This window comes from Antarctobacter sediminis (assembly GCF_019218285.1).
Lineage (GTDB): Bacteria > Pseudomonadota > Alphaproteobacteria > Rhodobacterales > Rhodobacteraceae > Antarctobacter > Antarctobacter sediminis.
The window spans coordinates 887,066-914,062 of record NZ_JAHUZG010000002.1; the positions used below are offsets into that span (position 1 = coordinate 887,066).

Annotated in this window: 24 protein-coding genes; 8 read left to right on the forward strand and 16 right to left on the reverse strand. The window is 63.0% G+C overall.

What is annotated here, in order from left to right:
• Positions 1-70: 70 nt before the first annotated feature.
• Together KJP30_RS12255 and KJP30_RS12260 are read right to left on the reverse strand one after the other, a co-directional pair.
• Entirely contained in the window at positions 71-1,588 is a 1,518-nt protein-coding gene (locus KJP30_RS12255) for an alanine/glycine:cation symporter family protein (protein WP_425515708.1), read from the reverse strand.
• 63 nt (positions 1,589-1,651) lie between these two features.
• On the reverse strand, positions 1,652-2,086 hold the full coding sequence (locus KJP30_RS12260) for a universal stress protein (protein ID WP_218449563.1): 435 nt from the start codon (positions 2,084-2,086) through the stop codon (positions 1,652-1,654).
• A gap of 279 nt (positions 2,087-2,365) precedes the next feature.
• On the opposite strand from KJP30_RS12260, the gene KJP30_RS12265 reads away from it, so the two are divergent.
• Together KJP30_RS12265 and KJP30_RS12270 are read left to right on the forward strand one after the other, a co-directional pair.
• Positions 2,366-4,039, forward strand: coding sequence for a bifunctional protein tyrosine phosphatase family protein/NAD(P)/FAD-dependent oxidoreductase (locus KJP30_RS12265; RefSeq protein ID WP_218449564.1), 1,674 nt, complete (start codon positions 2,366-2,368; stop codon positions 4,037-4,039).
• A 139-nt stretch (positions 4,040-4,178) separates the two neighbouring features.
• Positions 4,179-5,945: a SulP family inorganic anion transporter gene (locus KJP30_RS12270; RefSeq protein ID WP_218449565.1), complete on the forward strand. Its 1,767-nt coding sequence runs from the start codon at positions 4,179-4,181 to the stop codon at positions 5,943-5,945.
• Here KJP30_RS12270 and KJP30_RS12275 read toward each other — a convergent pair.
• Positions 5,919-6,653, reverse strand: a complete 735-nt coding sequence (locus tag KJP30_RS12275) for a metallophosphoesterase family protein (protein ID WP_218449566.1) — start codon at positions 6,651-6,653, stop codon at positions 5,919-5,921. The genes KJP30_RS12270 and KJP30_RS12275 overlap by 27 nt on opposite strands.
• A 123-nt stretch (positions 6,654-6,776) precedes the next feature.
• Here KJP30_RS12275 and KJP30_RS12280 point away from each other — a divergent pair, with 123 nt between their 5' ends.
• Complete coding sequence (locus KJP30_RS12280) at positions 6,777-7,232, forward strand: GFA family protein (protein ID WP_218449567.1); 456 nt, start codon at positions 6,777-6,779, stop codon at positions 7,230-7,232.
• A gap of 70 nt (positions 7,233-7,302) precedes the next feature.
• Here KJP30_RS12280 and serA read toward each other — a convergent pair whose 3' ends face one another.
• The 4 genes from serA to paaI form a co-directional block, all read right to left on the reverse strand.
• Positions 7,303-8,904 (reverse strand): phosphoglycerate dehydrogenase, encoded by a 1,602-nt coding sequence (serA, locus tag KJP30_RS12285; RefSeq protein ID WP_218449568.1) that lies wholly within the window; start codon positions 8,902-8,904, stop codon positions 7,303-7,305.
• A 92-nt stretch (positions 8,905-8,996) separates the two neighbouring features.
• Entirely contained in the window at positions 8,997-10,151 is a 1,155-nt protein-coding gene (locus tag KJP30_RS12290) for a phosphoserine transaminase (RefSeq protein ID WP_218449569.1), read from the reverse strand.
• 298 nt (positions 10,152-10,449) lie between these two features.
• The gene (gene paaK, locus KJP30_RS12295; RefSeq protein ID WP_218449570.1) at positions 10,450-11,754 is read right to left on the reverse strand and encodes a phenylacetate--CoA ligase PaaK; all 1,305 of its coding nucleotides are present in this window, start codon (positions 11,752-11,754) and stop codon (positions 10,450-10,452) included.
• A gap of 28 nt (positions 11,755-11,782) precedes the next feature.
• Positions 11,783-12,232, reverse strand: coding sequence for a hydroxyphenylacetyl-CoA thioesterase PaaI (gene paaI, locus KJP30_RS12300; protein ID WP_218449571.1), 450 nt, complete (start codon positions 12,230-12,232; stop codon positions 11,783-11,785).
• A gap of 113 nt (positions 12,233-12,345) precedes the next feature.
• Here paaI and KJP30_RS12305 point away from each other — a divergent pair, with 113 nt between their 5' ends.
• Complete coding sequence (locus KJP30_RS12305; RefSeq protein ID WP_218449572.1) at positions 12,346-12,687, forward strand: DUF2794 domain-containing protein; 342 nt, start codon at positions 12,346-12,348, stop codon at positions 12,685-12,687.
• 34 nt (positions 12,688-12,721) lie between these two features.
• On the opposite strand, the gene speB is transcribed toward KJP30_RS12305, so the two are convergent.
• From speB to KJP30_RS12325, 4 genes are all read right to left on the reverse strand, one after another.
• Complete coding sequence (speB, locus tag KJP30_RS12310; protein WP_218449573.1) at positions 12,722-13,684, reverse strand: agmatinase; 963 nt, start codon at positions 13,682-13,684, stop codon at positions 12,722-12,724.
• 102 nt (positions 13,685-13,786) lie between these two features.
• Entirely contained in the window at positions 13,787-14,647 is an 861-nt protein-coding gene (locus KJP30_RS12315) for a C40 family peptidase (protein WP_218449574.1), read from the reverse strand.
• Positions 14,644-16,035, reverse strand: coding sequence for a leucyl aminopeptidase family protein (locus KJP30_RS12320; protein WP_218449575.1), 1,392 nt, complete (start codon positions 16,033-16,035; stop codon positions 14,644-14,646). Before KJP30_RS12320 ends, KJP30_RS12315 begins: the two co-directional genes overlap by 4 nt.
• An 84-nt stretch (positions 16,036-16,119) precedes the next feature.
• Positions 16,120-16,500 (reverse strand): hypothetical protein, encoded by a 381-nt coding sequence (locus KJP30_RS12325; RefSeq protein ID WP_224874163.1) that lies wholly within the window; start codon positions 16,498-16,500, stop codon positions 16,120-16,122.
• A 145-nt stretch (positions 16,501-16,645) separates the two neighbouring features.
• Between KJP30_RS12325 and KJP30_RS12330 the strand changes: the two genes are divergently transcribed.
• Entirely contained in the window at positions 16,646-17,287 is a 642-nt protein-coding gene (locus KJP30_RS12330) for a carbonic anhydrase (RefSeq protein ID WP_218449576.1), read from the forward strand.
• A 70-nt stretch (positions 17,288-17,357) separates the two neighbouring features.
• Here the strand turns inward: KJP30_RS12330 and KJP30_RS12335 are convergent, their stop codons facing one another.
• Both KJP30_RS12335 and KJP30_RS12340 read right to left on the reverse strand, forming a co-directional pair.
• A complete protein-coding gene (locus KJP30_RS12335) occupies positions 17,358-17,723 on the reverse strand; it encodes a hypothetical protein (protein ID WP_246594480.1) in 366 nt (121 codons plus the stop codon).
• A gap of 427 nt (positions 17,724-18,150) precedes the next feature.
• Positions 18,151-19,173, reverse strand: coding sequence for an aspartate-semialdehyde dehydrogenase (locus KJP30_RS12340; protein WP_218449577.1), 1,023 nt, complete (start codon positions 19,171-19,173; stop codon positions 18,151-18,153).
• Between the two features lie 367 nt (positions 19,174-19,540).
• Here KJP30_RS12340 and KJP30_RS12345 point away from each other — a divergent pair, with 367 nt between their 5' ends.
• Positions 19,541-21,409 (forward strand): nucleoside-diphosphate sugar epimerase/dehydratase, encoded by a 1,869-nt coding sequence (locus KJP30_RS12345; protein WP_218449578.1) that lies wholly within the window; start codon positions 19,541-19,543, stop codon positions 21,407-21,409.
• Positions 21,410-21,444: 35 nt separating this feature from the next.
• On the opposite strand, the gene KJP30_RS12350 is transcribed toward KJP30_RS12345, so the two are convergent.
• Positions 21,445-22,287 carry an LOG family protein gene (locus tag KJP30_RS12350; protein ID WP_218449579.1) on the reverse strand — a complete coding sequence of 281 codons (843 nt, stop codon included), beginning with the start codon at positions 22,285-22,287 and terminating at the stop codon, positions 21,445-21,447.
• A 109-nt stretch (positions 22,288-22,396) separates the two neighbouring features.
• On the opposite strand from KJP30_RS12350, the gene KJP30_RS12355 reads away from it, so the two are divergent.
• On the forward strand, positions 22,397-23,314 hold the full coding sequence (locus KJP30_RS12355; protein WP_218449580.1) for a threonine/serine dehydratase: 918 nt from the start codon (positions 22,397-22,399) through the stop codon (positions 23,312-23,314).
• 75 nt (positions 23,315-23,389) lie between these two features.
• Positions 23,390-24,217 carry a 2,3,4,5-tetrahydropyridine-2,6-dicarboxylate N-succinyltransferase gene (dapD, locus tag KJP30_RS12360; RefSeq protein ID WP_218449581.1) on the forward strand — a complete coding sequence of 276 codons (828 nt, stop codon included), beginning with the start codon at positions 23,390-23,392 and terminating at the stop codon, positions 24,215-24,217.
• Between the two features lie 203 nt (positions 24,218-24,420).
• Here dapD and KJP30_RS12365 read toward each other — a convergent pair whose 3' ends face one another.
• A complete protein-coding gene (locus KJP30_RS12365; RefSeq protein ID WP_218449582.1) occupies positions 24,421-25,470 on the reverse strand; it encodes a transporter substrate-binding domain-containing protein in 1,050 nt (349 codons plus the stop codon).
• Positions 25,471-25,621: 151 nt separating this feature from the next.
• Positions 25,622-26,914, reverse strand: coding sequence for an AAA family ATPase (locus KJP30_RS12370; protein ID WP_218449583.1), 1,293 nt, complete (start codon positions 26,912-26,914; stop codon positions 25,622-25,624).
• Positions 26,915-26,997 lie beyond the last annotated feature (83 nt).

The following is a 26,997-nucleotide window of genomic DNA, read 5'->3' on the forward strand; positions in this document are numbered from 1 at the left end:
CATCGGACATACCGGAACGACAAAAGGGGCCGCAATCGCGGCCCCTTTCCTGTTTGCGGCAAGGCGTTTGTCAGTGCTTGAACTTGCGGATCTCACCCGATTTCAAGCGCGACAGATAGCTGTCGACCTCGCGCTTGACGATCGGCATCAGGAAGTACAGGCCAAAGACGTTTACGACTGCCATGGCAAAGATCGCCGCATCCGAGAAGTCGATCACCGGGCCAAGGTTGGCCGAGGCACCGATCACAACGAAGATGCAGAAGATCACCTTGAACACCAGTTCCTTGGTCTTTCCTTCGCCGAACAGGAAGGTCCAGGCCTTCAGTCCGTAGTAGGACCAGCTGATCATGGTCGAGAAGGCAAAGAGGATCACGGCAATCGCGAGGATCGTCGGGAACCAGCTGAAGGCGCTGCCAAAGGCGGCGGCGGTCAGGCTGACACCCGTGTTGCCGTCGACGGTGGCGATGGCGCTGCCTGCCTCGTTCAGGATGTAATTGCCCGTCGCCTCATCGATCAGCAGTTGCTGCGTGATGATGATGACCAGCGCGGTCATGGTGCAGATGACCACCGTGTCGATGAACGGCTCCAGCAAGGAAACGAAACCTTCGGTGATCGGCTCCTTCGTCCGCACGGCAGAGTGCGCGATGGCCGCCGAACCGACGCCCGCCTCGTTGGAAAAAGCCGCCCGTTTGAAGCCCTGGATCAGCGCGCCGACCATGCCGCCCGCGACGCCCAGCCCGGTGAATGCACCGGCAAAGATCTGGCCAAAAGCCCAGCCGATCATGTCCGCGTTCATGATGAGGATGACCAGAGCCGCGCCGACATAGATCACCGCCATGAAGGGCACGACCTTTTCCGTGACCGATGCGATGGATTTCAGACCGCCGATGATCACGACAAAGACAATCGCGGCAAAGACCAGCCCGGTGATGAACCCCGGGTAATCACCGACCACACCGGCAATCGCCTGGTGCGCCTGGTTGGCCTGAAACATGTTACCGCCACCCAGCGAGCCGAGGATACAGAAGATCGAGAACAGCACCGCAAGGATGCCGCCACCCGGCAGGCCGCGTTCGGCAAACCCTTTTGTCAGATAGTACATCGGACCGCCCGAAACATGGCCGTCCTCGAATTCGTTGCGGTATTTCACGCCCAGCGTACATTCGGTGAATTTCGATGCCATGCCCATCAGGCCGGCAAGGATCATCCAAAAGGTCGCCCCCGGTCCGCCGATGCCCACGGCCACCGCGACACCCGCGATATTGCCCAAACCCACGGTGCCAGAAAGCGCCGTCGCCAAGGCTTGGAAATGGCTGACCTCGCCCGCGTCATCCGGATCGGAGTAGTCACCTTTGACCAGCGCGATGGAATGGCCAAAGGCGCGGAACTGGATAAAGCCGAAGTAGAGGGTAAAGACCGTGGCCGCAATCACCAGCCAAGCCACGATCCAAGGGAAATTCGTGCCCGGAAAGGGGCTAAAAATGAAGGCCACGAACCAGCCGGTCGCCCCGGCAAAGGCATCGTTCACCATCTGATCGACGTTTTTTTCCTGCGCGCTGGCGGAACCGGCCAGCAGAATCAGGCTCATCGCGGCCAAGGCCGCTTGTTGTGTCACTCTTTGCATGTTGGGTGTCCTGTTTTCCGGGCGCGCTTAGGGAACGATGGTGCAGGGCACCGGGGCGGTCTGGACCAGCGATCCGGCGACAGAGCCAAAGACCCGGCTGCCAAAAGTCGAATGCCCGTTGCGACCGATGAACAATTGCGCTGCCTTCTGTTTCTCGGCGATGTCGCAAAGCGTTTCGGCAATGTGGCCATAACGCAGGGCTGTTTCGATCGGCACACCGCGTCCTTCGACCGAGGCTTTGGCCGGCGTGATGATCGAGGCCTCGGCCCGCGCCAGTTCTTCTTTGCGCCGGGTGTGACGCTCTTCCAGTTCCGTTGGCGTCAGGAAGGAATAGGGCGACCATTCCAGCACATGGGCTATCAGGACTGTCGCCCCCTGCGCCGTGGCGCGTTCCATGGCGAAGTCCAGCGCCCGCCGCGCCGCCTCGCTGCCGTCGAATCCGACGACGAATTTATCTGTCATCTAAAGTGTCCCCTGTTGTTGTTATTCGCCTTTCGGCTGAGTGAAGTGTAACAACCGCGTGACAGGGGATTTTCCCGAAAACAGGGTTTACCTGCGCTGATTTGACCGAAAAGCGCCGCTTTTCAGGCGCAGTTCGAAACATCTCCCTCATATTCAGCCGCTTTGGAACGGATATTGCAGGCGGCGCGCGCTGCTGCGACGGTTTCGCCCATCACGCATTCACGCATGCGAATGTATATAGCAGCATACACAGAGTCGCGACGGCCGGAGGAGCGCGCCATGGAATTCCGCAAGATCACCGACGACATCACGGTGTCCCCGCAGATCACCGCAGACCACCTGCAAGAGATCGCAGATGCGGGCTATCGCGCCATCATCTGCAACCGTCCTGATGGCGAAGGTGCCGATCAGCCAACCTTTGACGAGATCGCCACCGCCGCGCGGACTATTGGGCTAGAGGCGCGTTATCTGCCCATCGTCAGCGGAAAGGTCACGGATCCGGATGCCGATGCATTTGGCCAGTTGATGCGCGAACTGCCCGGGCCGGTCTTTGCCTATTGCCGCACCGGCACCCGTTCGGCAACGCTCTGGTCGCTCAGTCAGGCCGCCGCGTTGGAACCCGCGACGATCCTCGCCGCCACCAAGCAGGCGGGATATGACATGGCAGGCGTCGTGCGCCGCATCGTCAACGGCGGCAAGACCCCGACGGACGAAGGCGATGCCAAATTCGACGTGGTCGTGGTGGGCGGCGGCGCAGCGGGGATCGCCGTGTCCTCCAGCCTCAAGGCGCGCAAGCCGGATCTGAACATCGCCATCCTCGACCCGGCGGATGTGCATTATTATCAACCCGGTTGGACGATGGTCGGCGGCGGCGTCTTCGAAGCTGCGACCACCGCCCGCACAATGGGCAGCCTGATCCCGCAGGGCGTCCACTGGATCAAAGCCGCCGTCGCCGCTTTTGAACCGCAGAACAATGCCGTGATCCTCGATGGCTGCCGCGTGGTGAAATACGACCGGCTGATCGTCTGCCCCGGGCTGAAGCTGAACTGGCACGCCGTCGAAGGGCTGGTCGACACGCTGGGCAAGAACGGCGTGACCTCCAACTATCGCTATGACCTTGCGCCCTACACATGGGAACTGGTCAGCAAGATGGTTGAAGGGCGCGCGATCTTTACCCAGCCGCCGATGCCGATCAAATGCGCCGGAGCCCCGCAAAAGGCCATGTATCTTTCTGGTGACCACTGGTTCCGCACCGGCCGCCTGAAAGACATCGACATCCAGTTCATGAACGCCGGGGGCGTGCTCTTTGGCGTCAAGGACTACGTTCCGGCACTGATGGACTACGTTCAGAAATACGATGCCTCGCTGAACTTCTTCCACAACCTCGTGGCCGTGGACGGCCCCGCGAAGAAAGCCACGTTCAAGGTCGCCAAACCCGATGAAGATCCGACCGAAGTCACCGTCGACTTTGACATGATGCACGTCTGCCCGCCGCAGACCGCGCCGGATTTCATCCGGGTTTCGCCCCTGGCCGACGCGGCGGGATGGGTCGACGTCGATCAGGCCACGCTGCGGCACAAGACCTATGACAACATCTGGTCGCTTGGGGACGTGATGAACGCGCCCAACGCCAAGACGGCCGCCGCCGCGCGGATGCAGGCGCCCGTGGTGGCCGAAAACCTGGTCTCCGACATGCGCGGCCTCAGCCCCCATGCGGTCTACAACGGCTACGGCTCCTGCCCGCTGACCGTCGAGAAGGGCAAGATCGTGCTGGCCGAGTTTGGCTATGGCGGTGCCCTGCTGCCGTCTTTCCCCAAATGGCTGCTGGACGGGACCAAGCCGACGCGGGCCGCTTGGCTGCTCAAGGAACAGATCCTGCCGCCGGTCTATTGGAAGGCCATGCTGCGCGGCAAGGAATGGATGGCAAAACCGGAAAGCGTTTCGGCGGGATGATACTGTGCCGGCCGGGCCTTGGACAGGCCCGGTCCCATTCGGGAAAATTGCGTCGGCCTCTTTTAAATTCCATTTTATGAATGTATATACTCAAGGAACGCGACTCGGGTCCGATCCCGAACCGACAGCAGGATTCGCCATGACCCTCCCTTGCCAAGTGACCCGCTACCTGCCGATCCTCGACTGGGGGCGCAGCTACAACCGCGAAACCGCCTCTGCCGACATGCTGGCCGCGGTGATCGTGACGATCATGCTGATCCCGCAGTCGCTGGCCTATGCGCTGTTGGCGGGGCTGCCCGCGGAGATGGGGCTTTATGCCTCGATCCTGCCGCTGGTGGCCTACGCCATTTTCGGCACCAGCCGTGCGCTGGCTGTCGGCCCTGTGGCTGTCGTTTCTCTCATGACCGCCGCCGCCATCGGCAACCTTGGTCTGACCGATCCCGTCGAAATCGCCGTTGCAGCCGGGACACTGGCCTTCATTTCGGGGGTGATGCTGTCACTACTCGGGCTTCTTCGGCTCGGCTTCCTCGCCAACTTTCTGTCGCATCCGGTTATCGCAGGTTTCATCACCGCGTCGGGCGTGCTGATCGCGGCTTCGCAGCTAAAGCACATCCTTGGCATCGACATGCACGGTCACACGCTGGTCGAACTGATCCGCACGATGTTCAGCCACATTGGCGAAACCAATGTCTTTACCGTCGTGCTTGGCCTTGCGGCGCTGGCCTTTCTTTTCTGGGTTCGCAAGGGGCTGAAACCGCTCTTGTTGAAAAAGGGCGTGCCGCCGAAACTGGCCGATGTCCTGACCAAGGCGGGCCCCGTCGCCGCCGTTGTCGTCACCACACTGGTTACTTGGATCTTTGGCCTGTCCGGCGTCGGTGTCCGTATCGTCGGCGAGATCCCGATGGGCCTGCCGCCGCTTACGGCACCCAGCTTTTCACCGTCGCTGTGGAATGACCTGTTCATGTCGGCCTTGCTGATCTCGATCATCGGGTTTGTCGAATCCGTCTCGGTGGCGCAAACGCTGGCCGCCAAACGCCGCCAACGCATCTCGCCGGACCAAGAGCTGATCGGGCTTGGCACCTCGAACATCGCATCGGCGGTGTCGGGCGGTTTCCCGGTCACCGGCGGCTTTTCCCGCTCGGTGGTGAATTTCGACGCGGGTGCTGCCACCCCCGCTGCCGGGGCCTATACGGCCGTTGGCATCGCCATCGCGACGCTGTTGCTGACCCCGCTGCTGTACTTTCTGCCCAAGGCCACGCTGGCCGCGACCATCATTGTCGCCGTGCTGAGCCTTGTCGATTTCTCGATCCTCAAGAAAAGCTGGGGTTATTCCAAGGTCGATTTCGCTGCTGTCTTTGCCACGATCGTTCTGACGCTGGGGTTTGGCGTGGAACTGGGCGTTTCGGCCGGTGTTCTGATCTCGATCGGGCTGCACCTGTACAAGACCTCGCGCCCCCATGTGGCCGAGGTGGGGCTTGTCCCCGGCACCCAGCATTTCCGCAACATCAAGCGCCACAAGGTCGACACCAGGCCGCATCTGGTCAGCCTGCGGGTCGACGAAAGCCTGTATTTCGCCAACGCCCGTTTCCTTGAGGACTACGTTCTGGCCCGTGTCACCTGTGACCAGCCGCTGGAACACGTGGTCCTGATGTTCCCCGCCGTGAACGAGGTCGACATGAGCGCGCTGGAAACACTGGAGGAACTGAACCGCCGCCTGTCGGAAATGGGCATCAAGATGCACCTCTCCGAGGTCAAAGGCCCGGTGATGGACCGGCTGCGACGGTCGCATTTCCTCGACGACCTGACTGGCACGGTTTTTCTGTCCCAGTACGACGCATGGCAGGCCTTGGGGGAACCCGCGCCCAAAGCCGAAAGAGGCTCACCCTCCGAGGTGGACGCGGCCTGACGGTTCAAGACTGAAGATCGCGCCACTGTCTTCCAGCACAGCCACGGTGGGCGGGCGCCCATAGCCCGCCCCGGTATCAAGGTTAAGCCGGTTCGAATGCAATTCCGGCGCTTTGACCGGCGTGTGGCCATGCACGATCAGCGCACCGTGATCGCGCGGGTCATCGTGAAACTCCTGCCGGATCCACAGCAGGTCTTCCTCGTCCTGCTGATCCAGCGGCACACCGGGGCGAATGCCCGCGTGAACAAAGAACTTGCCCGCCTCGCGGTGCGACAGCTTGAGGTTCCGCAGGAAATCAAGATGCGCCTCCGGCACCGCCGCGCGAAACTCTGCCGCCATATCCTTTTGCCGGATGCGGTCGGGCACGTCGACGCCATACGAGGCCGCCGTCTCGCGGCCACCGATGCGTTCGTGGAACCAGTCGTAACCCAGCATCAGGTAGGGATCGTTGCGCGGCGCGGGCGGCGCGATGAACCATTCAAACAGGCGGTCATGGTTGCCTTTCAGGCAGACCCAGTTGCGCCCTTCCGCAAGCCCGCGACTGAGGCGTTCGATCACCCCGCAAGACTCCGGCCCGCGATCGACGTAATCGCCAAGAAAGATCACACGCGCCTCCGGCCCGCCGTCCGCCTCGATTCGGTCCAGCGCGGTGTCCAGCATGGCCAACTGGCCGTGAATGTCGCCTATGGCGTAGATCGTCTTGGTCATATGCGCCGCCTACCATGTTCCCCGCCCGCCAACCAGTCAGCGCCGGTTTGCGCCTGTCGCATGGCGCTGGTCGTGCCGCGGCAATCGCCTTAGTGTCGCGGCATTGACCAAAAGGAATACAGGATGCCGACACCCCCCTTGCCCCTCAACGGGTCGTGCCGCTGTGGCCGGACCCATATCCGGATCACGAAACCGCCGCTGATGACCGCCGCCTGCCATTGCCGGGGGTGTCAGAAAATGTCCTCCAGCGCCTATTCCCTGACGGTTCTGGTACCGCTTGACGGGTTCGAGGTGACACAGGGCGAACCGGTGGAATGCGGCACCCACGGCCCCGATCAGGACCACATGGCCTGCCCCCATTGCATGAGCTGGATGTTCACGCGGATCACCGGCGTCGATGCCTTTCTGAACGTCCGCCCGACCATGTTCGACGAAACCTCGTGGTTTGTACCTTACATCGAGACGATGACCAGCGCCAAGCTGCCTTGGGTCACAACCCCGGCCCGCCACAGTTATTCGGAATGGCCACCGATGGACCGGTTCGAAGAGCTGATGGCCGAATACATGGCACAGGCCTGACCCAGCCAAGAAAAAAACCCTCTCCCGCGGCGCGGGAGAGGGGCATAATCTCAGGACCGTCCAGTTGTGGTCAGGCCACGTCGAATTGCAGCGGCTTGATCTGGTTGAACAGGCCGGTTTCCGCCAGCTTGGCGCGGGCCTCGGCGGGCACGGGTTCGTCGACGTAGAGCAGCGCGATAGCCTCGCCACCCGCGTCTTTGCGGCCAAGGGTAAAGTTCGCGATGTTCACACCCATCGCCCCCATGGTCTGACCCAGCGCACCGATGATGCCCGGCTCGTCCTTGTTGGTGGTGTACAGCATATGCGCGCCCACCTCGGCGTCGATGTTGATGCCCTTGATCTGGATAAACCGCGGCTTGCCGTCGCTGAACACCGTCCCGGCCACCGAACGTTCGCGCTTTTCGGTCACGACGGTTACCTTGATATAGCCTTCGAAAGCGCCCGACTGGCTTTGGTTGGTGGTCGAGATCTTGACCCCGCGCTCTTTCGCGACCATCGGCGCCGAAACCATGTTCACCTCCGGGTTCACCGATTTCATGATCCCGGCGATCAGCGCACAGTTCAGCGCCTCCAGGTTCATGGTCGCGGCTTCGCCGTCATAGAGGATGTTGATCGCCTTGATCGCCTCGTCGGTCATCTGGCCGATAAAGCTGCCAAGGTGGTCGGCCAGCTTGATCCACGGCCCCATGACCTTGGCCTCTTCGGCGGTCACGCTGGGCATGTTCAGCGCGTTCTGCACCGCGCCGGTCAGCAGGTAGTCGGCCATCTGCTCGGCCACCTGCAACGCGACGTTTTCCTGCGCTTCCGAGGTCGACGCGCCAAGGTGCGGCGTGCAGACCACGTTCGGCAGGTTGAACAGCGGGTTTTCCTTGGCCGGTTCCTCGGCAAAGACGTCAAAAGCCGCGCCAGCCACATGGCCGGACTTGATCAGTTCCGCCAGTGCCGCTTCGTCCACAAGGCCGCCACGGGCACAGTTGATGATCCGAACACCCTTCTTGGTCTTGGCAAGGTTTTCCTTGGACAGGATGTTGCGGGTCTGGTCGGTCAGCGGCACGTGCAGCGTGATGAAATCGGCGCGCTTTAGCAGGTCGTCCAGATCCTCGATCTTCTCGACCTGCATTTTGTCCGCCTTCTCTTCCGACAGGAAGGGGTCATAGGCGATGACTTTCATCTTCAGGCCACGCGCGCGGTCACAGACAATGCCGCCGATGTTGCCCGCGCCGATCACGCCCAGCGTCTTGCCGGTCAGCTCAACGCCCATGAACTTGGACTTTTCCCACTTGCCCGCATGGGTCGAGGCGCTGGCCTCGGGGATCTGGCGCGCCACGGCGAACATCATCGCGATGGCGTGCTCGGCGGTGGTGATCATGTTGCCGAAGGGCGTGTTCATGACGATCACGCCTTTCTTGGAGGCCGCTTCCTTGTCGACGTTGTCGGTGCCGATCCCGGCCCGGCCAACCACCTTGAGCTTGGTGGCATGTTCAAGGATCGACGGCGTCACCTTGGTGGCCGACCGGATCGCAAGGCCGTCATACTGGCCGATGATCTCGGCCAGTTTCTCCTTGTCCTTGCCCACGTCGGGCAGGAAATCCACGTCGATGCCGCGATCGCGAAAAATCTGAACGGCGGTTTCGGAAAGCTTGTCGGAAACGAGAACCTTGGGTGCAGTCATGGTATCCACGCCCCGGACGAGATCCGGGGCCTCCTGTCAAAAGGATGAAATCGGGGGAAAGGCCCCGGGGCAAGCCCGGGGCGGGTGTTGTCTCAGGCGGCCTGTGCCTGCGCGGCAATCTCGGCCTCGAAGGCATATTCCAGCCAGGGCATCAGCGCCTCAAGGTCCGCGGTTTCCACCGTGGCCCCGCACCAGATGCGCAGCCCCGCCGGGGCGTCGCGATAGGCACCGATGTCCAGCGCCACGCCTTCGGCCTCCAGCCGCTTGGCGACGGCCTTGGCAAAGGCAGCGCCGTCCTGAATGCGCGCATCGGTGAACTTCAGGCAAACCGAGGTGTTCGACCGCGTGGCCGCATCCTCTGCCAGGTTCGCAATCCAGTCATGGCTGTCGCAGAAATCCCAGATCACCTTGGCATTGGCGTCGGCGCGGGCCATCAGCGCGGTCAGCCCGCCGATCTCACGCGCCCAGTCCAGCGCCACAAGGTAATCCTCGACCGCCAGCATCGACGGCGTGTTGATCGTTGCACCGGTAAAGATCCCGTCGATCAGCTTGCCGCCCTTGGTCAGGCGAAAGATCTTGGGCAGCGGCCATGCGGGCGTATAGCTTTCCAGCCGCTCGACGGCGCGCGGGCTGAGGATCAGCATCCCGTGCGCAGCTTCGCCACCCATGACTTTCTGCCAGGAGAAGGTGGTCACATCCAGTTTGTCCCAGGGCAGGTCCTGCGCAAAGGCCGCCGAGGTGGCGTCACAGATCGTCAGACCTTCGCGGTCCGCCGGGATCATGTCGCCATTGGGCATCCGCACGCCCGAGGTCGTGCCGTTCCAGGTAAAGACGACATCGGTGTTGTAATCGACCTTGGCCATGTCGACGATCTCGCCATAGCCGGCTTCCAGCACCTCGGCGTCGATCTTCAACTGCTTCACGACATCGGACACCCAGCCCGAGCCAAAGCTTTCCCAGGCCACCATGGTCGCCTTGCGGGCGCCCAGCATGGACCACATGGCCATTTCAACCGCGCCGGTGTCAGACGCGGGAACGATGCCAATCTTGTAGTCCGCGGGAATACCCAGAACCTCGCGCGTGCCTTCGATGGCCGCCAGCAGCTTGTCCTTGCCAACCTTGGCACGGTGCGACCGGCCAAGGGCCGCGTCGGAAAGCTTGTCGAGGGTGAATGTGGGGATCTTGGCACAGGGGCCAGAGGAAAAACGCGGGTTTGCCGGCCGCGATGCCGGTGCTTGGGGTGCCATAGCTGAGCTAACCTTCCAGATAGATGCCCCTCGTTGGGGAGGGGTGTCCCAAGACCGCATCTACGGCACGCCCCTCGACTCGGCAAGTCGCTTTCTTTCGCCAAAAGGTCGGAATTCAAGGTTTCGGATCGCCGGGCGACGCCAATCGGAAACAAAAAGCCGCGTCGCGCCCCTTCGGCCAGAGTGGGCATGAAAAAGGCGCCAAAGGCGCGTTCAGGGGATGGTGGGCGGGGCGATGTTGCGGCCCGAATGGGCTGCGACGAGCGTCCGTCCCACCATCTTTCGCCAGATTTCCGGCTCAGGTCTTGGGGCGGTTATCCACGATCCGGACCGCCTTGCCCTGACTGCGCTCGACTCCGCCGGGCCCGCTGACATCGACCTTGATCGACACGCCCACGACCTGTTTGACCTTCGCCGCCAGCTCGCGCCCGGCCTGATCGCCCAGTTCCACCGTGTCGGCCAGCGTTTCGACCTTTACCCGCATCTCGTCCTTGTGGTCGACACGGTTCAGCTCCAGCTGGAAATGCGGCGCCAAGGACTTCACCGTCATCAACTGCTCTTCGATCTGTGTCGGAAAGACATTGACGCCGCGCAGGATAATCATGTCATCGCTGCGCCCCGTGACCTTTTCCATCCGCCGCATGGACCGCGCCGTTCCGGGCAACAACCGGGTCAAGTCGCGCGTGCGATAGCGGATCACCGGGAACGCTTCCTTGGTCAGCGAGGTAAAGACCAGTTCGCCCAGTTCGCCATCCGGCAGCACCTCACCGGTTTCCGGGTCGATGATCTCGGGGTAGAAATGGTCCTCCCAGATGTGCAGGCCATCCTTGGTCTCGACGCATTCATTCGCGACACCCGGTCCCATGACCTCGGACAGGCCATAGATGTCGACCGCATGCATGTCGAAAGCCTCTTCGATCTCCAGCCGCATGGCATTTGTCCATGGTTCGGCCCCGAAGATCCCGACTTTCAGCGGTGACTTGCGCGGATCGCGCCCCTGCGCGGCATATTCGTCGATGATCGACAGCGCGTAGGACGGCGTGACCGTGATGCCGGTGGCTCGGAAATCCTCGATCAGCCGCACTTGGCGTTGGGTCATCCCGCCCGAGATCGGCACCGTCGACAGGCCAAGCTTGTCCGCACCAAGGTGGATGCCCAGACCGCCGGTGAACAACCCATAGCCATAGGCATTGTGCAGCACGTCCCCCGGTTTCAGCCCCGCCGCCCGCAGTGACCGCGCCACGACTGTTCCCCATGCATCCAGATCATTGTCGGTATATCCCACAACAGTCGGCTGGCCCGTGGTGCCAGAGGAGGCATGGATACGGCGCACCTGCTCTCGCGGCACGGCGAACATGCCGAAGGGGTAGTTGTCCCGCAGATCGGTCTTTACGGTAAAGGGGAACTTTGCCAGATCGGCCAGCGAGGTCAGGTCGTCCGGGTGCACGCCCGCCGCATCAAAACTTTGCTTGTAGAAAGGCACGTTGTCATAGGCGTGGCGCAGCGACCATTTCATCCGCTGCAATTGCAGGGCCGAGATTTCGTCACGCGACGCGATCTCGATCGGATCGAGGCTGTCCTTGGACGGGGTCAGGTCTTCCATCGGGTCTCCTCCGGGAACGTCGGGCGCGTCAGGCGCCGCTTGCTTGTGTCTCTTCTTCGGGGAAATGCTGCCCCTTTACGGTGCGCGACAGGCCCCGCATCAGGGCCACCTTGCGCCCGTCGGCTCCGGTCACCGTGATGTCATAGACGCCGGACCGCCCTGCCAGCGCCTGTTCCTGTGCCGAGGCCGTCAACCGTTCCCCCAACTGTCCGGGCGCCAGAAAGGTGATCTGGTTTTCCTGCGCCACGGTCAGGCGGTTGTAGCTGTTACAGGCAAAGGCAAAGGCACTGTCGGCCAGGGTAAAGATGAAACCGCCGTGACAGATCTTGTGTCCGTTCAGGTGATGGGGCTGCACCTCCATCGACAGGACGGCCCGCCCCGGCGCGATCTCGTCCAGCCGCATGCCCATCTGCTGGCTGGCCTGATCATTGGCCCACATGGCCCGGGCCGCGCGTTCGGCGCGTTCTTGCGGTGTCATCGGCTCCTCCCTCGATGGGCAGACCCTGCCCAAAACCGACCGTCCGGTCAAGTAATTTTTGAACGCACCGCAACCCCCTTGATTTATGGGCGGAAGAACGCAAATCTGATGACATGAACAGCTTGACGCCCTTCCCCGGCCAGGGGTCCGCGCATGAGGTGGTCGCCTTTCAGCGGCCCGAGCTCAACATCATCCTATCGCTTTACGGGCGCATGGTCGCCGCCGGAGAATGGCGCGACTACGGCATTTCCAGCCTGCGCGAGGTGGCCGTTTTCTCGGTCTTTCGGCGCACCGCGGAACATCCGCTCTACCGGATCGAAAAGCGCCCCAAGCTGCGCGGTCGGCAGGGGGAATACACGGTTTTTGGCATGGAGGGGCAGGTGCTCAAGCGCGGGCACGACCTGAAGACCGTGCTGCGCGTTCTGGAACGCAAACTGATCCGCCCGGTCGACTGAACGGGCGCGCCCTCACTGCGGGTGCAACCAGGATTCAGGCTACAGGCTTGCTCAGCATGGCACACAAAAGTTCAAACATGATCGACACGCCCAGAAAGGCCGTACCGCCCGCCTGATCGAAGGGGGGCGAGACCTCGACCAGATCGGCCCCGGCGATGTTCAACCCCGCCAGTTCACGGCAGACCTGCAAGGCCTGATAGCTGTTCGGACCGCCAACCTCGGGCGTGCCCGTGCCGGGGGCAAAGGTCGGATCGACGAAATCAATGTCATAGCTGACATAGCAGGGCGCCTGCCCGGCAATCTCCCGCGCCTCTTGCATCACGTCCTCGACCCCGCGGGCAAAGAACTCTTCGATCGGGACGATCCGAATGCCGTTCGCGGCGGCAAAATCCCGATCCTCGGCATCATACATAGTGCCCCTGATCCCGATCTGGATCACCCGTTTGGGATCAAGCAGCCCCTCTTCGACCGCGCGCCGGAAGGGCGTGCCGTGGGTGTACATGGTCCCACCGAAGTAGCTGTGGAACAGGTCGGTGTGGCTGTCGAAATGCACCATGCCCAGCGGCCCATCCTTGGCAAGCGCGCGCAACACCGGCAACGAGGTCAGGTGATCTCCTCCCGCGGTCAGGGGCCGGATGCCCGATGCTGTCAGTTGGGCGTAGAAACTCGTGATCCGCGCCATGCTATCGGGAATATCCGCCGGGTTTGGCCCCACATCACCAAGGTCCGCGCAATTGGCGGCCTCGAAAGGGCGGACCCCGGTCGAGGCATGTTGCGCCCGGATCATGGTCGATGCATCGCGCAACTGGCGCGGCCCGTGGCGCGGGCCGGGGCGGTTGGTTGTCCCGCTGTCCCACGGCACGCCGACAAGCCCGATCTCGACCTCGGCGAAACGCGGGTGATCCGGGGTCAGATGCGGCAGGCGCATAAAGGTCGGGACACCGGCAAAACGGGGCAGATCAAAGCCCGAGACCGGGTGAAAGAAGGGATCGGACATGGCGTGCTCCTGCAAGTTGGGCGGCTTGGTGTGGCACCGGGGCGAGGGGCCAGCCCCTCGCGCTCCCCGGAGTATTTTCACCAAGAAGAAGACAGGGCCCGATCAGGGCGTCAAGCGAGCGTGTCGCGTGACCGCGCCATCACCCTGAGCTTTGATCCGGGCGATGGCGCTTTTGATGGGCTCATAGGCGACAGCCATGTGAAACGCATTGGCGTGGATCAGGGTTTCAGAGTCCGCGACCCAAGCCACGTGGCCTTTCCAGAACATCAGATCGCCGCGTTCCGGTGCCGTGCCGGGTGGCAGAGCCTGCCCCATCGCTTCTTGCATGTCGCTGTCGCCGGGACAGTCCCGCCCGCAGGCGTGCAGCGCGATCTGGACCAGGCCCGAACAGTCGATGCCCTGGCTGCTGTTGCCGCCCCAGAGGTAAGGAGTGCCAAGCAGGCGTTCCGCGACGGTGACGGGATCGGTTTCCGGCTGATCGACCGGCGCGAGGTGCTGTGCCGGAACGTAGAGATCACGCGGGACAAGACCGCGCAACCAGGCGACGCGCGACCAGCCGTCCATTTCTTCGAGAACGGCCAGCCGGGTGCCCAGCGACAGCGGCGTAATCTGCCCCATTGGCTTGAGGCCCGGTGTAGATTTGCCATAGCTCCGAGCGCTGGCGATGCGGTGAGTCTCGGCGTCCTTGGGCATCCCGACGAGATCGACGGCATCAATCCAGCCCACATAGCCGTCCCGGGCGGCGAAACCGTAGAGCCAGTTCTCATGCAAATCCAAGACCTGAAAAACCGCTCCGCGCAGCAATTGCCTGTCGCGGGCGCCTTTGGGCTTGGTCAGCAGATCCGCGATGGGGCGCGCGACCCGGTGGCTTTCCCCTTCGACAAAGCGTTCCGCCTCGACCTGACCTTTCAGGGACACATGTGCGACCCGGCCGTTGAATGGCGTCAGCCGGCGATCGGTCACAGGCCCAGCACCTGCGGGAGCGCGTAAAGGATGGCGCGCGGCCCTTGCATCAATCCGCCTTTGGCGCGGCCCGGTTCAGGTTTCGGCTGCCATGCGTAGATGTCGAAATGCGCGTACCGCGCGGCCTGTTCGGTGAACCGACGCAGGAAAAGCGCCGCGGTGATCGAGCCGGCAAATCCGCCCGCCGGCGCATTGTCCAGATCGGCGATCCCCGGTTCGATCATCGCCTCGTAGGGCGCATGGAATGGCATCCGCCAGACCGGATCGGCAGCGCCGGGGGCGGCCGCCGTCAGGGCAGCGGCGAAATCCTCGGCATCGGTGTAGAACGGCGCGAGGTCAGGGCCGACGGCGACCCGCGCCGCGCCTGTCAGCGTGGCCATCGAGAGCATCAGGTCGGGCTTTTCCTCGTCGCCGTAAGCCAGCGCATCGGCCAGAACAAGGCGTCCCTCGGCGTCGGTGTTATTGATCTCGACCGTCAGCCCCTTGCGCGAGGTCAGAATGTCACCAGGGCGAAAGCTGTTTCCGGCCACGCTGTTTTCCACCGCCGGCACCAGAAGACGCAGGCGCACGGGCAGGTTCAACGCCATGATGGCCCGGGCAAGGCCGATTGTGTTGGCGGCTCCGCCCATGTCCTTTTTCATCAGCCCCATGGACGCGCCCGGTTTCAGGTTCAACCCGCCGGTGTCGAAACAAACCCCCTTGCCGACAAGCGTCAGCAAGGGGCCGCTTTGGCCCCAGCGCAGGTCCATCAGGCGAGGCGCCTGCTCTGCCGCGCGTCCGACCGCGTGAATCATCGGAAAGGGATTGTCCGCGCGCAGCAGGTCATCGCCGGCGATGGTCACGATGCCCGCGCCAAATTCCTCGGCCAGACGGCGCATTTCGGCTTCCAGCGCCTCGGGTCCCATGTCCGACGCAGGCGTGTTCACGAGGTCGCGTGTCAGCGCCTCTGCCTCGGCCAGAACAGTGAGGCGCGAGGCGTCGACGCCCTCGGGCGCGGCCAGACGCCGTTCGGCCCCGCCACCGTCGCGATAGCGGTTAAAGCTGTAGCCTGCCAGCAGCCAACCCAGCGACTCGATCCCGGCGCGTTCGGCCGGAAGGCCGGAGGCGATACGATAGCTGCCCGGCGCGAGGGCAGGAATAGCCCCGGCCAAGGGAAACCGCTGGCGTGCCCGTTGTGCGGCGGTTCCATAGCCCGCAAGTGCTGCGACCGGTGTGCCGTCCGGGCCGGGCAGCATCAGGGCCGTCCCCAAGGCTCCGGCAAAACCGCTGGCCGTGACCCAGGCGCAGGTTCGGTCGTCCTGCCCCTCTAGCCAAGACGACAACACGTCTGCTTCGATCAGGTGCAGGGGAAGGGTGGCGGCATCGGGCGCGGCGAAAGAGGCGGGCATGGAGGCTCCTGTAACAAGTTGCCGCCAGCGTATTGCCTGCATCGCGGGCCGCAAGCGGATTTCACCGCCTGCGCCCGGCCCCGGTCAGACCGAAAACTCATTGATGTCCCAAAGCGCCGTCAACGACCGTTCGCCGACCCGAGCAAGGCGCGCCATGGTTGCTGCCTCGGCCACGGCGTCGCCGAGTTCGATACAGGCCATGACGTCATGCGCCACCCGGCTGAGGGAACACAGGCCGATCTGATCGGCAATCGCGGCAAGCGCGCGCAACCCCTTGTGCATCTCTTCGCGCGGACCGGACAGAGCCTGATTTTGCAGGGTGCACATCCTTTGTGCCACCTCTTCCATCGCGCGGCAGACCACGTCCTCTGCCGCCGGGCGGCCAAGATCTCCGCGCAGCGTTTCGATCTGCGCCGGATCCATCGTCGGACGTTCCGCCGGTGCCAGATAGGTTACCTCTTTCACATCTCACCCCATTCAAGTGCCCACACAGGCGGCAACATGGACGCGATGGGGTTCCCAAAAGGTTATCCCAGAGATGTGTTTTCGCTCGAATTTCCCGTGAATTCATCGTAGTTGAACGTCGCCAATTCGACGACCGGAGGCTCAAATGGAATTCGCACGTCCCCTGCCCGGCTTTCTCATGCAGCGCTATCATGGCTGGAAAGCCACGACGCATGCAGAGAACAGCGCGTGGTACCGCCGCCTTGCCGACGAGGGCCAGCGCCCCCGAGCCATGGTGATTTCCTGCTGCGATTCGCGGGTCCACGTGACGTCGATCTTCGGCGCGGACCAGGGTGAATTCTTTATTCACCGTAATATCGCAAACCTTGTGCCTGTCTACGAACCGGACGGTCAGCATCACGGCACCTCGGCTGCGGTGGAATACGCCGTGACGGCGCTGAAGGTGGCGCATCTGATCGTGCTGGGCCATTCCAACTGCGGCGGCGTTCAGGGCTGTCTGGACATGTGCGAAGGCCGCGCGCCGGAACTGGAAGAAACCGCCAGCTTCGTTGGACGCTGGATGGACATCCTGCGCCCCGGTTACGAGGCGGTGAAAGGTCACCCCGACATGCCGCATGCTTTGGAAAAAGAGGCCGTGGCCGTATCGCTGCGCAACCTGATGACCTTCCCCTTTGTGCGCGAGGCGGTCGAGGCCGGCAAGCTGGGCCTGCACGGCCTGTGGGTTGATATCGGCGAAGGTGGCTTGGAAAATCTCGACGGCAAGACCGGCAAATTCGTGCCCGTCTGACGGCAGCGTCATTCGCGTTTTTCAGCGGCCCGAATGCAGATGGCGTTCGGGCCGTTTGCGTTTGCCGGCCTTAGGCGCGGCCCTCGGACGGCTGCGCCTGTATGGCAAGCTCGCCCGCTTCGCCGGTCCGGCTTGCACAGACGCGCGGACGGCCAAGTCGTTTGGCCAATCGTGCCAAGGGCATCCCCAAATCACTGCCGGTGCACAGAGCCTCGCCGCCGTCATTCAGAATGACGAAACGGCCTTGTCTGAATGTCAGGGTAAAGCCCTTTGCGCGCAGACCTTCGGAAAGATCGTACCAGCTGCGTGCTCGTTCCAGGATCGGTGTCAGAAACAGCCTGAGAAGCGACAGCGCCTCGCTGTCCAGCGGCCTTGGCAGTCCGGTTGTCCTTGGGGCTTGGGGCCAATTGGCCCGGTGTATGGCAGTATGAAGCATCTCTGTCTCCTTGCCTGTCCAATCACGCTGGCACGCGATTACGGCGGAAGTTGGGCGGTCGCCCGGGGTCTGCCTAGGGTTTGTTGCAATCCAGTAACGCAGTCTTAACCACCCGTGCGGACTGTTTACGGTTGGGCACAGATGCGCTTCGAGGGGCGTTCAACCGTGGGGTGAACGCGTTGCATTGTCGGTATTTTCGCGAGGTTTGGGCACATCTGTTCCGGGCCGTGGCAGGCATCCCAAAATAGAAAAACCCGCGCCAATCGGCACGGGTTCTCTGGTATTGGCGACTTTGGGGTTTGCCCCCGGAGGTTTGGCCCGCGCGATGCGCGGGTCAGTCAATTGCCTTTCGGCCCGGGGCTCCGCCCGTGAACTGACCCAAACCTCCCCCGGAGGTTTGGCCCGCGCGATGCGCGGGTCCGTCAATTCACCCCTTCTTCAGGGCTTTCTGGCCCAGCACTTCGGCGATCTGCACCGCGTTCAGCGCTGCGCCCTTGCGCAGGTTGTCGGACACACACCACAGGTTCAGACCGTTATCGATGGTCGAGTCCTGGCGGATCCGGCTGATGAAGGTGGCGAAATCGCCAACGCATTCCTTCGGCGTGACGTAGCCGCCGTCCTCGCGCTTGTCGATCACCATGATGCCCGGCGCCTCGCGCAGGATGTCGCGCGCTTCGTCCTCGTCGAGGTAATCTTCGAATTCCAGGTTGATCGCCTCGGAATGGCCGACAAAGACCGGCACGCGCACGCAGGTCGCGGTGACCTTGATCGCCGGATCGACGATCTTCTTGGTTTCGGCCACCATCTTCCACTCTTCCTTGGTGGAACCGTCTTCCATAAAGACGTCGATGTGCGGGATCACGTTGAACGCGATTTCCTTGGTGAACTTGGACGGCGCCACGTCCGAGGTCGGGTTGTAGACCGCCTTGGTCTGATCCCACAACTCGTCCATGCCCTCTTTGCCCGCGCCAGACACCGACTGGTAGGTCGACACGACAACGCGCTTGATCTTGGCGCGGTCGTGCAGCGGCTTCAGCGCGACAACCATCTGCGCGGTCGAACAGTTCGGGTTCGCGATGATGTTCTTCTTGGTATACCCCATGACCGCATCGGCGTTCACCTCGGGGACGATCAACGGCACATCCGGATCATAGCGGTAAAGCGACGAGTTATCGATCACCACACAGCCCGCCGCAGCGGCCTTGGGCGCAAATTCCTTCGTCGGGCCCGAGCCAATCGCAAACAGCGCGATGTCCCAGCCAGTGAAATCGAATGTGGCGAGGTCCTGGGTCTTGAGGGTCTTGTCGCCAAAGCTCACCTCTGTGCCCAGCGATTTTCGCGAAGCAAGTACGGCGATCTCGTCGACGGGGAATGCCCGCTCGGCGAGGATGTTCAGCATTTCACGGCCCACGTTACCCGTGGCGCCCGCAACGACAATACGGTAGCCCATCTGGCCCTCCTTTGAATACGCCGCCGCCCACACGCGGATCGCGCGGGCGGCGGACTGGCGCGGTTCATATCGCAGCCGCAGCATGGGCGAAAGCCCTCATTCGTTGCAGGTACGCCGCCACAACAAGCAGTCAATGCCCGGATCATGAGAGTTCTGCACATTCTTTTGGCAAGATGCCCGGTAATTTTCCGCCGGAACTCGCAACCGCAGAAACAAGCCGCTTGCCTGTTCACACTCGTGTAACCTAAGAGATAGAAAAGCGGAGCACCCGCAGCAGGCGAATTGACCGGGCCAAATTGCCGGCCCGGAACGTGCAAGACGCCCGCCGGACAAGCTCCCGAAGGCCACCTGCGAGGGACCAGGCAGAATGTTTTACAGCATCGTGACGGCGTTGTCCCGGGCGCAGAAGCAAGCGCTTTTCATCCTGATGGATGCCATCGTCGTCCCGCTGGCCCTGATTGCCGCTCTCGCGCTCGAAGCGACAGTGACCGCCGACAGCACCATGTTGACCATGCTGCTGCCGATGCTGGCAATCCTGAACACCGCCGCCGTGGCGCTTGGCTGGTGGCTGGGGCTGACCCGGATTACCCTGAACGCCTATGAAATGCGGGGCGTCATGCGGACGGCGACCTATTCCGCCGTGCTGGGTGGTCTGGGGCTGGCGCTGAACTTTGCCCTTGGCACCGGCCTGCCCATGGGCGCTTTCGTGATCTTTGCGCTGCTGCTGCTGGTCATGTCCGCCACGTGGCGGATCGCGCTGCGGCAGTTTACTCTGTACGTCTATCGCCATGGCAAAGACCGGATGCGCGTGCTGATCTACGGGGCGGGCCAGACCGGGCAACAACTGGTCGCAGCCCTGCGCCACGACGATTCCATCCTTCCGGTCGCCTTCATCGACGACAACCCCACGTTGCAAAGCCTGATGGTCTCGGGGCTGCGCGTTCATGCGCCTTCCAACCTCAAGAAGCTGGTTCTGGACCGTGACATCGACCGGGTCGTGCTGGCCATGCCGTCGATCAGCCAGCCCGCGCTGGCACGGATCGCGCACAAGGTGCGCCACATCGGGTGCGAAGTGCACGCCCTGCCCTCTTTCGCGGCGCTTGTCGGCGAAGGCGAGATCCGCAAAAAGGTGGCCCCGGTGTCGATTCAGGACCTGCTGGGCCGAAACCGTCTGGAAAGCGAACTGCCCGGTGTCAGCCATGTCTATTCGGGCCGCCGCATCCTTGTGTCGGGGGCCGGCGGGTCAATCGGATCCGAACTGTGCCGCCAGTTGATCGCCTGCAAACCGGCCTGCGTCGTTCTGGTCGAACATTCGGAACTGGCGCTTTATAACATTGACAAGGAACTGCGAGACATCGGCGACGGGCTGCATATCGTGCCCGTGCTTGGCTCTGTTCTGGATGACAAGTTGATGCGCGACACGCTGGTCGAATACGACATCGACGTTGTTTTGCACGCTGCCGCCTACAAGCACCTGCCGCTGGTCGAAAAGAACGTGATGGCGGGTCTGCGCAACAACGTGCTGGGCACCAAAATCCTGGCCGAAGCCGCCCGCGCCGCCGGCGTTGACCGGTTCATCCTTGTTTCGACCGACAAGGCGGTACGCCCGACCAACGTGATGGGCGCATCCAAGCGGCTTGCAGAACTGGTGGTGCAGGACCTTGCCGCCCGGACCCCGGGCACCCGCTATTCCATGGTGCGCTTTGGCAATGTTCTGGGGTCTTCCGGCTCTGTCATTCCTCTGTTCGAGGAACAGATCGCCCGCGGCGGTCCGGTCACGCTGACCGATCCGCAGGTGACGCGCTATTTCATGACAATTTCCGAAGCCGCGCGCCTTGTTTTGCTGGCCGGATCCTTTGCCCGCGGCGGCGATGTGTTTGTTCTGGACATGGGCGACCCGGTGCCGATCCGCAAACTGGCGCGCCAGATGATCGAAGGCGCAGGTTTCAGCGTTCGCGACGACAAGAACCCTAGCGGCGACATCGAGATCGAGATCACCGGCCTGCGTCCTGGCGAAAAGCTGCACGAGGAACTGCTGATCTCGCCAGACATGCTGACAACGCCGCACAACAAGATTCTGCGCGCTCAGGAAAGCTTTTTGTCTGAATTCGAAATGGCTACCGCCCTGAAGGATCTGCGCCTTGCCATCGACGCCTATGACGAGGGCGCGGCCCGCGCCGTCATCTCGCGCTGGGTCGAACAGGCCGTGTTGGACGAAGCCGCCCAATCGAACTGAGGCGGGCCTTTCGTCAAAGCCCGCCCCTGCCCTTATTACCGATCCGGAATATCCGTCCGGGCCTCTGCCGGGCCCCAGTTCTCGACGATCTCGACAGCCTCGGCAGCGTTCTCGACATAGCGGAACAGTTCCAGATCCTGCGCGCTGATCGTGCCCGCATCGGCAAGTGCGTCCCAGTTGACGATCTTTTCCCAGAACCCGCGCCCGAACAACAGCACCGGAACCCGCTGCATACGGCCCGTCTGAATCAGGGTCAGCGTCTCGAACAATTCGTCCAGCGTGCCGAAACCGCCAGGGAAGACGCAGATCGCCTTGGCCCGCATCAGAAAGTGCATCTTACGAATGGCGAAATAGTGAAAGTTAAAGGCCAGCTCCGGTGTCACATAGGGGTTCGGTGCCTGTTCATGCGGCAGCACGATGTTCAGCCCGACCGAAACGCCGCCTTCTTCATGCGCGCCGCGGTTGCCCGCCTCCATCACGCCGGGGCCACCGCCGGTCACAACCACATAGTCGCGGTTGCCGGTTTCCTTCGACTTGCGCGTCATCAGGCGGGCGAACTCCTGCGCCTCGTCGTAAAAACGCGACAGCTCGGCCAGCGTCTGCGTCCGCGCCTTGTCCTTGTCGGCGGGGGACGGGATGCGCGCGCCACCGAACAGCACCACGGTCGAGTCGATCTGGTACTGGTCCATCAGCATTTCGAACTTCAACAATTCGAGTTGCAGGCGCACCGGACGCAGGGCCTCCTGCCCCAGGAAATCCACGTCCGCAAAGGCCAGCCGATAGCTGGGGGATTCCGTCTGCGGGGTCTGCGGCACCTGCTGCGCAGTGTTTCGGTCGAGGTTCGCATCGCGCAGTGGGCTGCGGCGGTCGTCTTTCATGTCGCGGCTCCTTGTTCGCCTCTTCACAGGACTATAGCGTGCCGCTCCAAAGCGCCAGTTGCCGCGTGCCGCCACAGGCCGCCATGGCGCCCTGACAGAAGGACCGCCCATGGACTGGACATCCCAGATCGAAAGCGCCGCAAGCCGCATCGCCGGCTACACCGTTGAAACCCCGGTGATGCAAAGCGATGCGCTTTGGGATCACCCGATCGAGCTCAAGCTGGAACAGTGCCAGCATACAGGCAGCTTCAAGGCCCGCGGTGCCTTCAACACCCTGCGCGCCAGCGATATGCCCGCAGGGGGCGTCGTCGCGGCCTCTGGCGGCAACCATGGCGCGGCGGTGGCCTATGCCGCGCACAAGCTTGGCCATCCGGCACAGATCTTTGTCCCGGAAATCGCCGGCCCGGCCAAGATCGCCCTGATCGAACGCACCGGTGCCAATCTGACCGTGGTGCCCGGCGAATATGCCGACGCACTGGACATGGCAAAACGCTACGAAGACGCGCGCGGCGCAATGCAGGTCCATGCCTATGACGCCCCGCTGACCGTTGCGGGTCAGGGCACGCTGATGCGCGAATGGGACCGGCAAGGCCTGCAAGCCGACACCGTGCTGATCGCCGTGGGCGGCGGCGGCCTGATCGCCGGGGCCTTGGCCTGGACCCAGGGCGCGCGCAAGATCGTCGCCGTCGAACCGGCCTCCTGCAACGCGCTTCAGGCCGGAATGCAGGCAGGCGAACCTGTCGACGTCCCGGTCTCCGGCGTGGCCGCCAATGCGCTTGGCGCACGGCGGATCGGCAGCATCTGCCTTGATCTCGCCCGGGCGCAGGGCACCGCGGTCGTCACCGTCACCGACGAGGCCATAACCGAGGCCCAGCACGCGCTCTGGCAAACCCACCGCCTGCTGGTCGAACCTGCCGGCGCCACCGCCCTTGCCGCCCTGCGCTCGGGCGCTTATCGCCCCGCACCGGGCGAACGGGTCGCCGTGCTGCTCTGCGGCGGCAACATCGCGCCAGACCCGCTGGGCTAGGGCTCGCGCGCCAAGGATTGTTCCGGTCAGACAGGACCGCTATAGGGCATCAACCGCATTCGAGGGAGAGGACACATGTCCAACGCACAGCTTGAGACCGCCATCGAGGCCGCCTGGGAGGTCCGCGATACCATCACGCCCGAAACCAAGGGCGAAACCCGCGACGCCATCGAAGCCACGCTGAACGCGCTGGATACCGGCAGCCTCCGCGTTGCCGAACGTCAGGACAGCGGCGACTGGCACGTGAACCAATGGGCCAAGAAGGCCGTGCTGCTGGGCTTCCGCCTGAAGGACATGGAAAAACAGTCCGGCGGCCCGCAGGGCGGCGATTGGTGGGACAAGGTCGACAGCAAGTTCGCCGACTGGAAAAAGAAGGACTGGAAAGAGGCCGGCTTCCGCGCCGTCCCCAACTGCATCGTCCGCAAATCCGCCTATATTGCCCCCGGCGTGGTGCTGATGCCCTCCTTCGTGAACCTCGGCGCCTATGTCGACAGCGGCACCATGGTTGACACCTGGGCCACCGTCGGCTCCTGCGCGCAGATCGGCAAGAACGTGCACCTGTCGGGCGGCGTTGGCATTGGCGGCGTCCTTGAACCCATGCAGGCCGGGCCGACCATCATCGAGGACAACTGCTTCATCGGCGCCCGTTCCGAAGTTGTCGAAGGCTGCATCGTGCGCGAAGGCTCGGTCCTCGGCATGGGCGTTTTCATCGGCAAGTCGACCAAGATCGTCGACCGCGAAACCGGCGAAGTCACCTATGGCGAAGTGCCGCCCTACTCGGTTGTTGTCGCAGGCTCCATGCCCTCCAAGAACGGCATCAACCTTTACTGCGCCGTGATCGTGAAACGCGTCGACGAGCAGACCCGGTCCAAGACCGGCATCAACGAACTGCTGCGCGACTGACCGCGCCCCTGATGGCCGCCCATGCCGGACAAACACGCCGGCATGGGCACCCTCCCCCAAACACACGAAACCAACACCGGGCGACCGGGCCAGAAATCGCCGCCGCCTCCGTGTTTCTTCTGTCCTGAAATATCCTGGGGGAGTCGCCTCTGGCGACGGGGGCAAAGCCCCCAAATGCACGGACGCCTGCGATCAGACCGCCGTCACCCTTCGTCGAACCAACTGTCGACCAGCGCGTCGTATTCGCCTGTTTCGCGCAGCTTGAGCAGAGCTTGGTTGATCGGCTCGCGCAACGGGCTGCCGCTGGGCAGGGCGATGCCATAATCCTCGGCTCGAAACACCCGTTGCAGCAGGTAGGCATCGCTCTGCGGGTTGCGTTGCAGATAATATTGCAGCAGCGGTCCATCATATACCAGCGCCTCGACCTCTCCCTCTTCGAAGGCTTCGATCATCTCGGCAAACCCGGGATAGGCGGCGTGACGGACCTCGCGCGCCTGCAAGAACAGCGATGCCGTCGACCCGTCGACGCTGCCCACCCGCCGACGGTCAAGATCATTGATCGAGTCGATGGTGCTGGTCAGGGCGGTGACCGTCATGGCGGCGGTGATCCGCGCGACAAAGATCGACACAAAGAACAGGCTGGCCACAACCAGCAACACCCCCAACACGCGGCCAAACGGCGACCGCGGCATGCGCTCCTCAAACCCGCCGTTCACCACCAGGTTCAGCGCCCACCAGAAGTTCGGAAACATGGATTCCTTCAAGGGGCGCTCGAAATAGGGCTGCATGCGGCGTTCGAAAACCCACATCAGCATCCCGCCGGCGAACAACAGGCCAAAAGCCAACAGGACATAGGCCGCAACCTCCAGCGTCAGGATCTGTTGCCACAGCGAAACCTGCGCCGTTCCCGCCACCATGATCTGCAAGCCGCTCTGAAAAATCGGCTGGGTGAAGTCGAGCACGATCTCGCGCTCCGAGGTGATCGAGATATTTGCGATGGCCCCATCGGTCTCGCCGCTGCGCACCTTGGCCAGCATCTCGGCAAAACTGGGGGCGGTTTCAAAACGCACGTCTCGCCCGATCTGTTCGCCAATCATGCGCATCAGGTCGATGCTGAAACCCTGATGCTCTGGCGTGCTCATCGCAAAGGGCGGGCGATCGACGGTGGAAAAGACCAGCGTCTGCGCCGCCGCCCCTAGGGGCATGAGAACGATCAGAAAGAAAAGGGCCAAGAAACGGAAACGGGGGATCATGTCTTCTCCGGACAATTTGCGCCGTCGGTGGCAGCCGCGCGCGCTTCTGGCACGCTCTCGTCAGTCTACGCAATCATTCCTGATCCGATATATAAAAACAGTGTCCCAACGGCCATGATGGGCAAATCCGGGCAATTCGTGGCCGCCGAGATCACTCGGCGGCCACGGCGGGCGCACTTTCGGGCAACAGGCCCGTGGCACGCGCAGCGGCCTGCGGGTCCGTCGCATGTTGCAGCAGCCAGCCCTGAAGCGCCGCCGGGGCGATGCGTGCCTCGCCCAGCCTTGAGGCAAAGCCCTGCGCCAGCGCCTCTTCGCCGGGAAAGAAGCGGCGAAACAGATCTGCCGCGACCGTGGCGGGAACCGGCCCAAGTTCCACGTGCAGATCTGCACGCCCCGGACGGGTCAGTGCCGGGTCCAGCCGTTCGGGGTGGTTGGTGGTCATCACCACTACCCGGCCTTCCTGTGCCGCGACACCATCGATGGCGTTCAACAGGCCGGAAAAGCTGACCCCGCTGCGCTGTTCTCCCTGGGTTCGCCCGGCAAAGGCCGCGTCGATGTCTTCCAGTACAAGGAAGGCCCCCTTGGGCGCGCAGGCCATACCGCTGCGCAGATCCTCGTCATTGCAGCCCGGACTGGCAAGGCTGATGCTCGCCAGATCCTTGCCAAGATCGCTGGCGAGGGCGCGGATGACGCTGGACTTGCCGGTGCCTGGCGGTCCGTACAACAGGTACCCGCGGCGCCACGGCACGCCGCGGTCCCGATACCAGCCTTCGTTGTCATAAAACCACGCCATGTCGTCCCGCAGCCTGTCGATCCGGTCGTCTTCGGCAAGGATCGTGTCCAGCGCCCGGCGCGGCAGAGCGCAGACATGGTCCCACCAATCGCCACGCAACACATGCAGATCCGGCGGACGCTCTTCCTCGGTTGCACAGATGGCAGCGCCTTCGTCAATCCAGTTGCGCAGCGTCGCGGTGGACCCGAACAGCATGGTGACCGTCAGCACCTCCATCGGGCCGCCATCACCGGCGACGCGGGTCTTTTCACGCAGCGTTCTTTCAAAGGAACACAGACACCCACCATGCAGGAACCAATGCCGCCCCTCGGCAGGGGCAAAGATTTCCGCCGCACCGGTCCGCACCCCGGTGGCCTGCACCTGCCGGATGCGCCGCAGCGCGCCCTTTCGATCGAGCCAGACATAGAGGTGGCGATAGGCGTCGGACCGATTGTCGACGGTCAGCGAAACCGCCCAGCGCCGCCGCGCCTGTGCCCGCGCCATGAACCAGACCATCCGGACCAGCCCGATCAGCGTGCCAAAAGCGCCCAGCGCCAGGCCGCCGGCAAAGAAATCGCTGCCCACCGCACGGGTGAGCATGTCACTGAAAAACGTATCCATGAGATCACCGGCGCGATCCAGCGCCGCCTTCGGAAACTCTGCCCCCGTCATCCGGGGGCCTTGGGAAATCTACGGCTGCGCCGCGAGGGCGCGTAGCAAATCATCGTTCATCATGGGCGCCCTCCTTTCCTGAT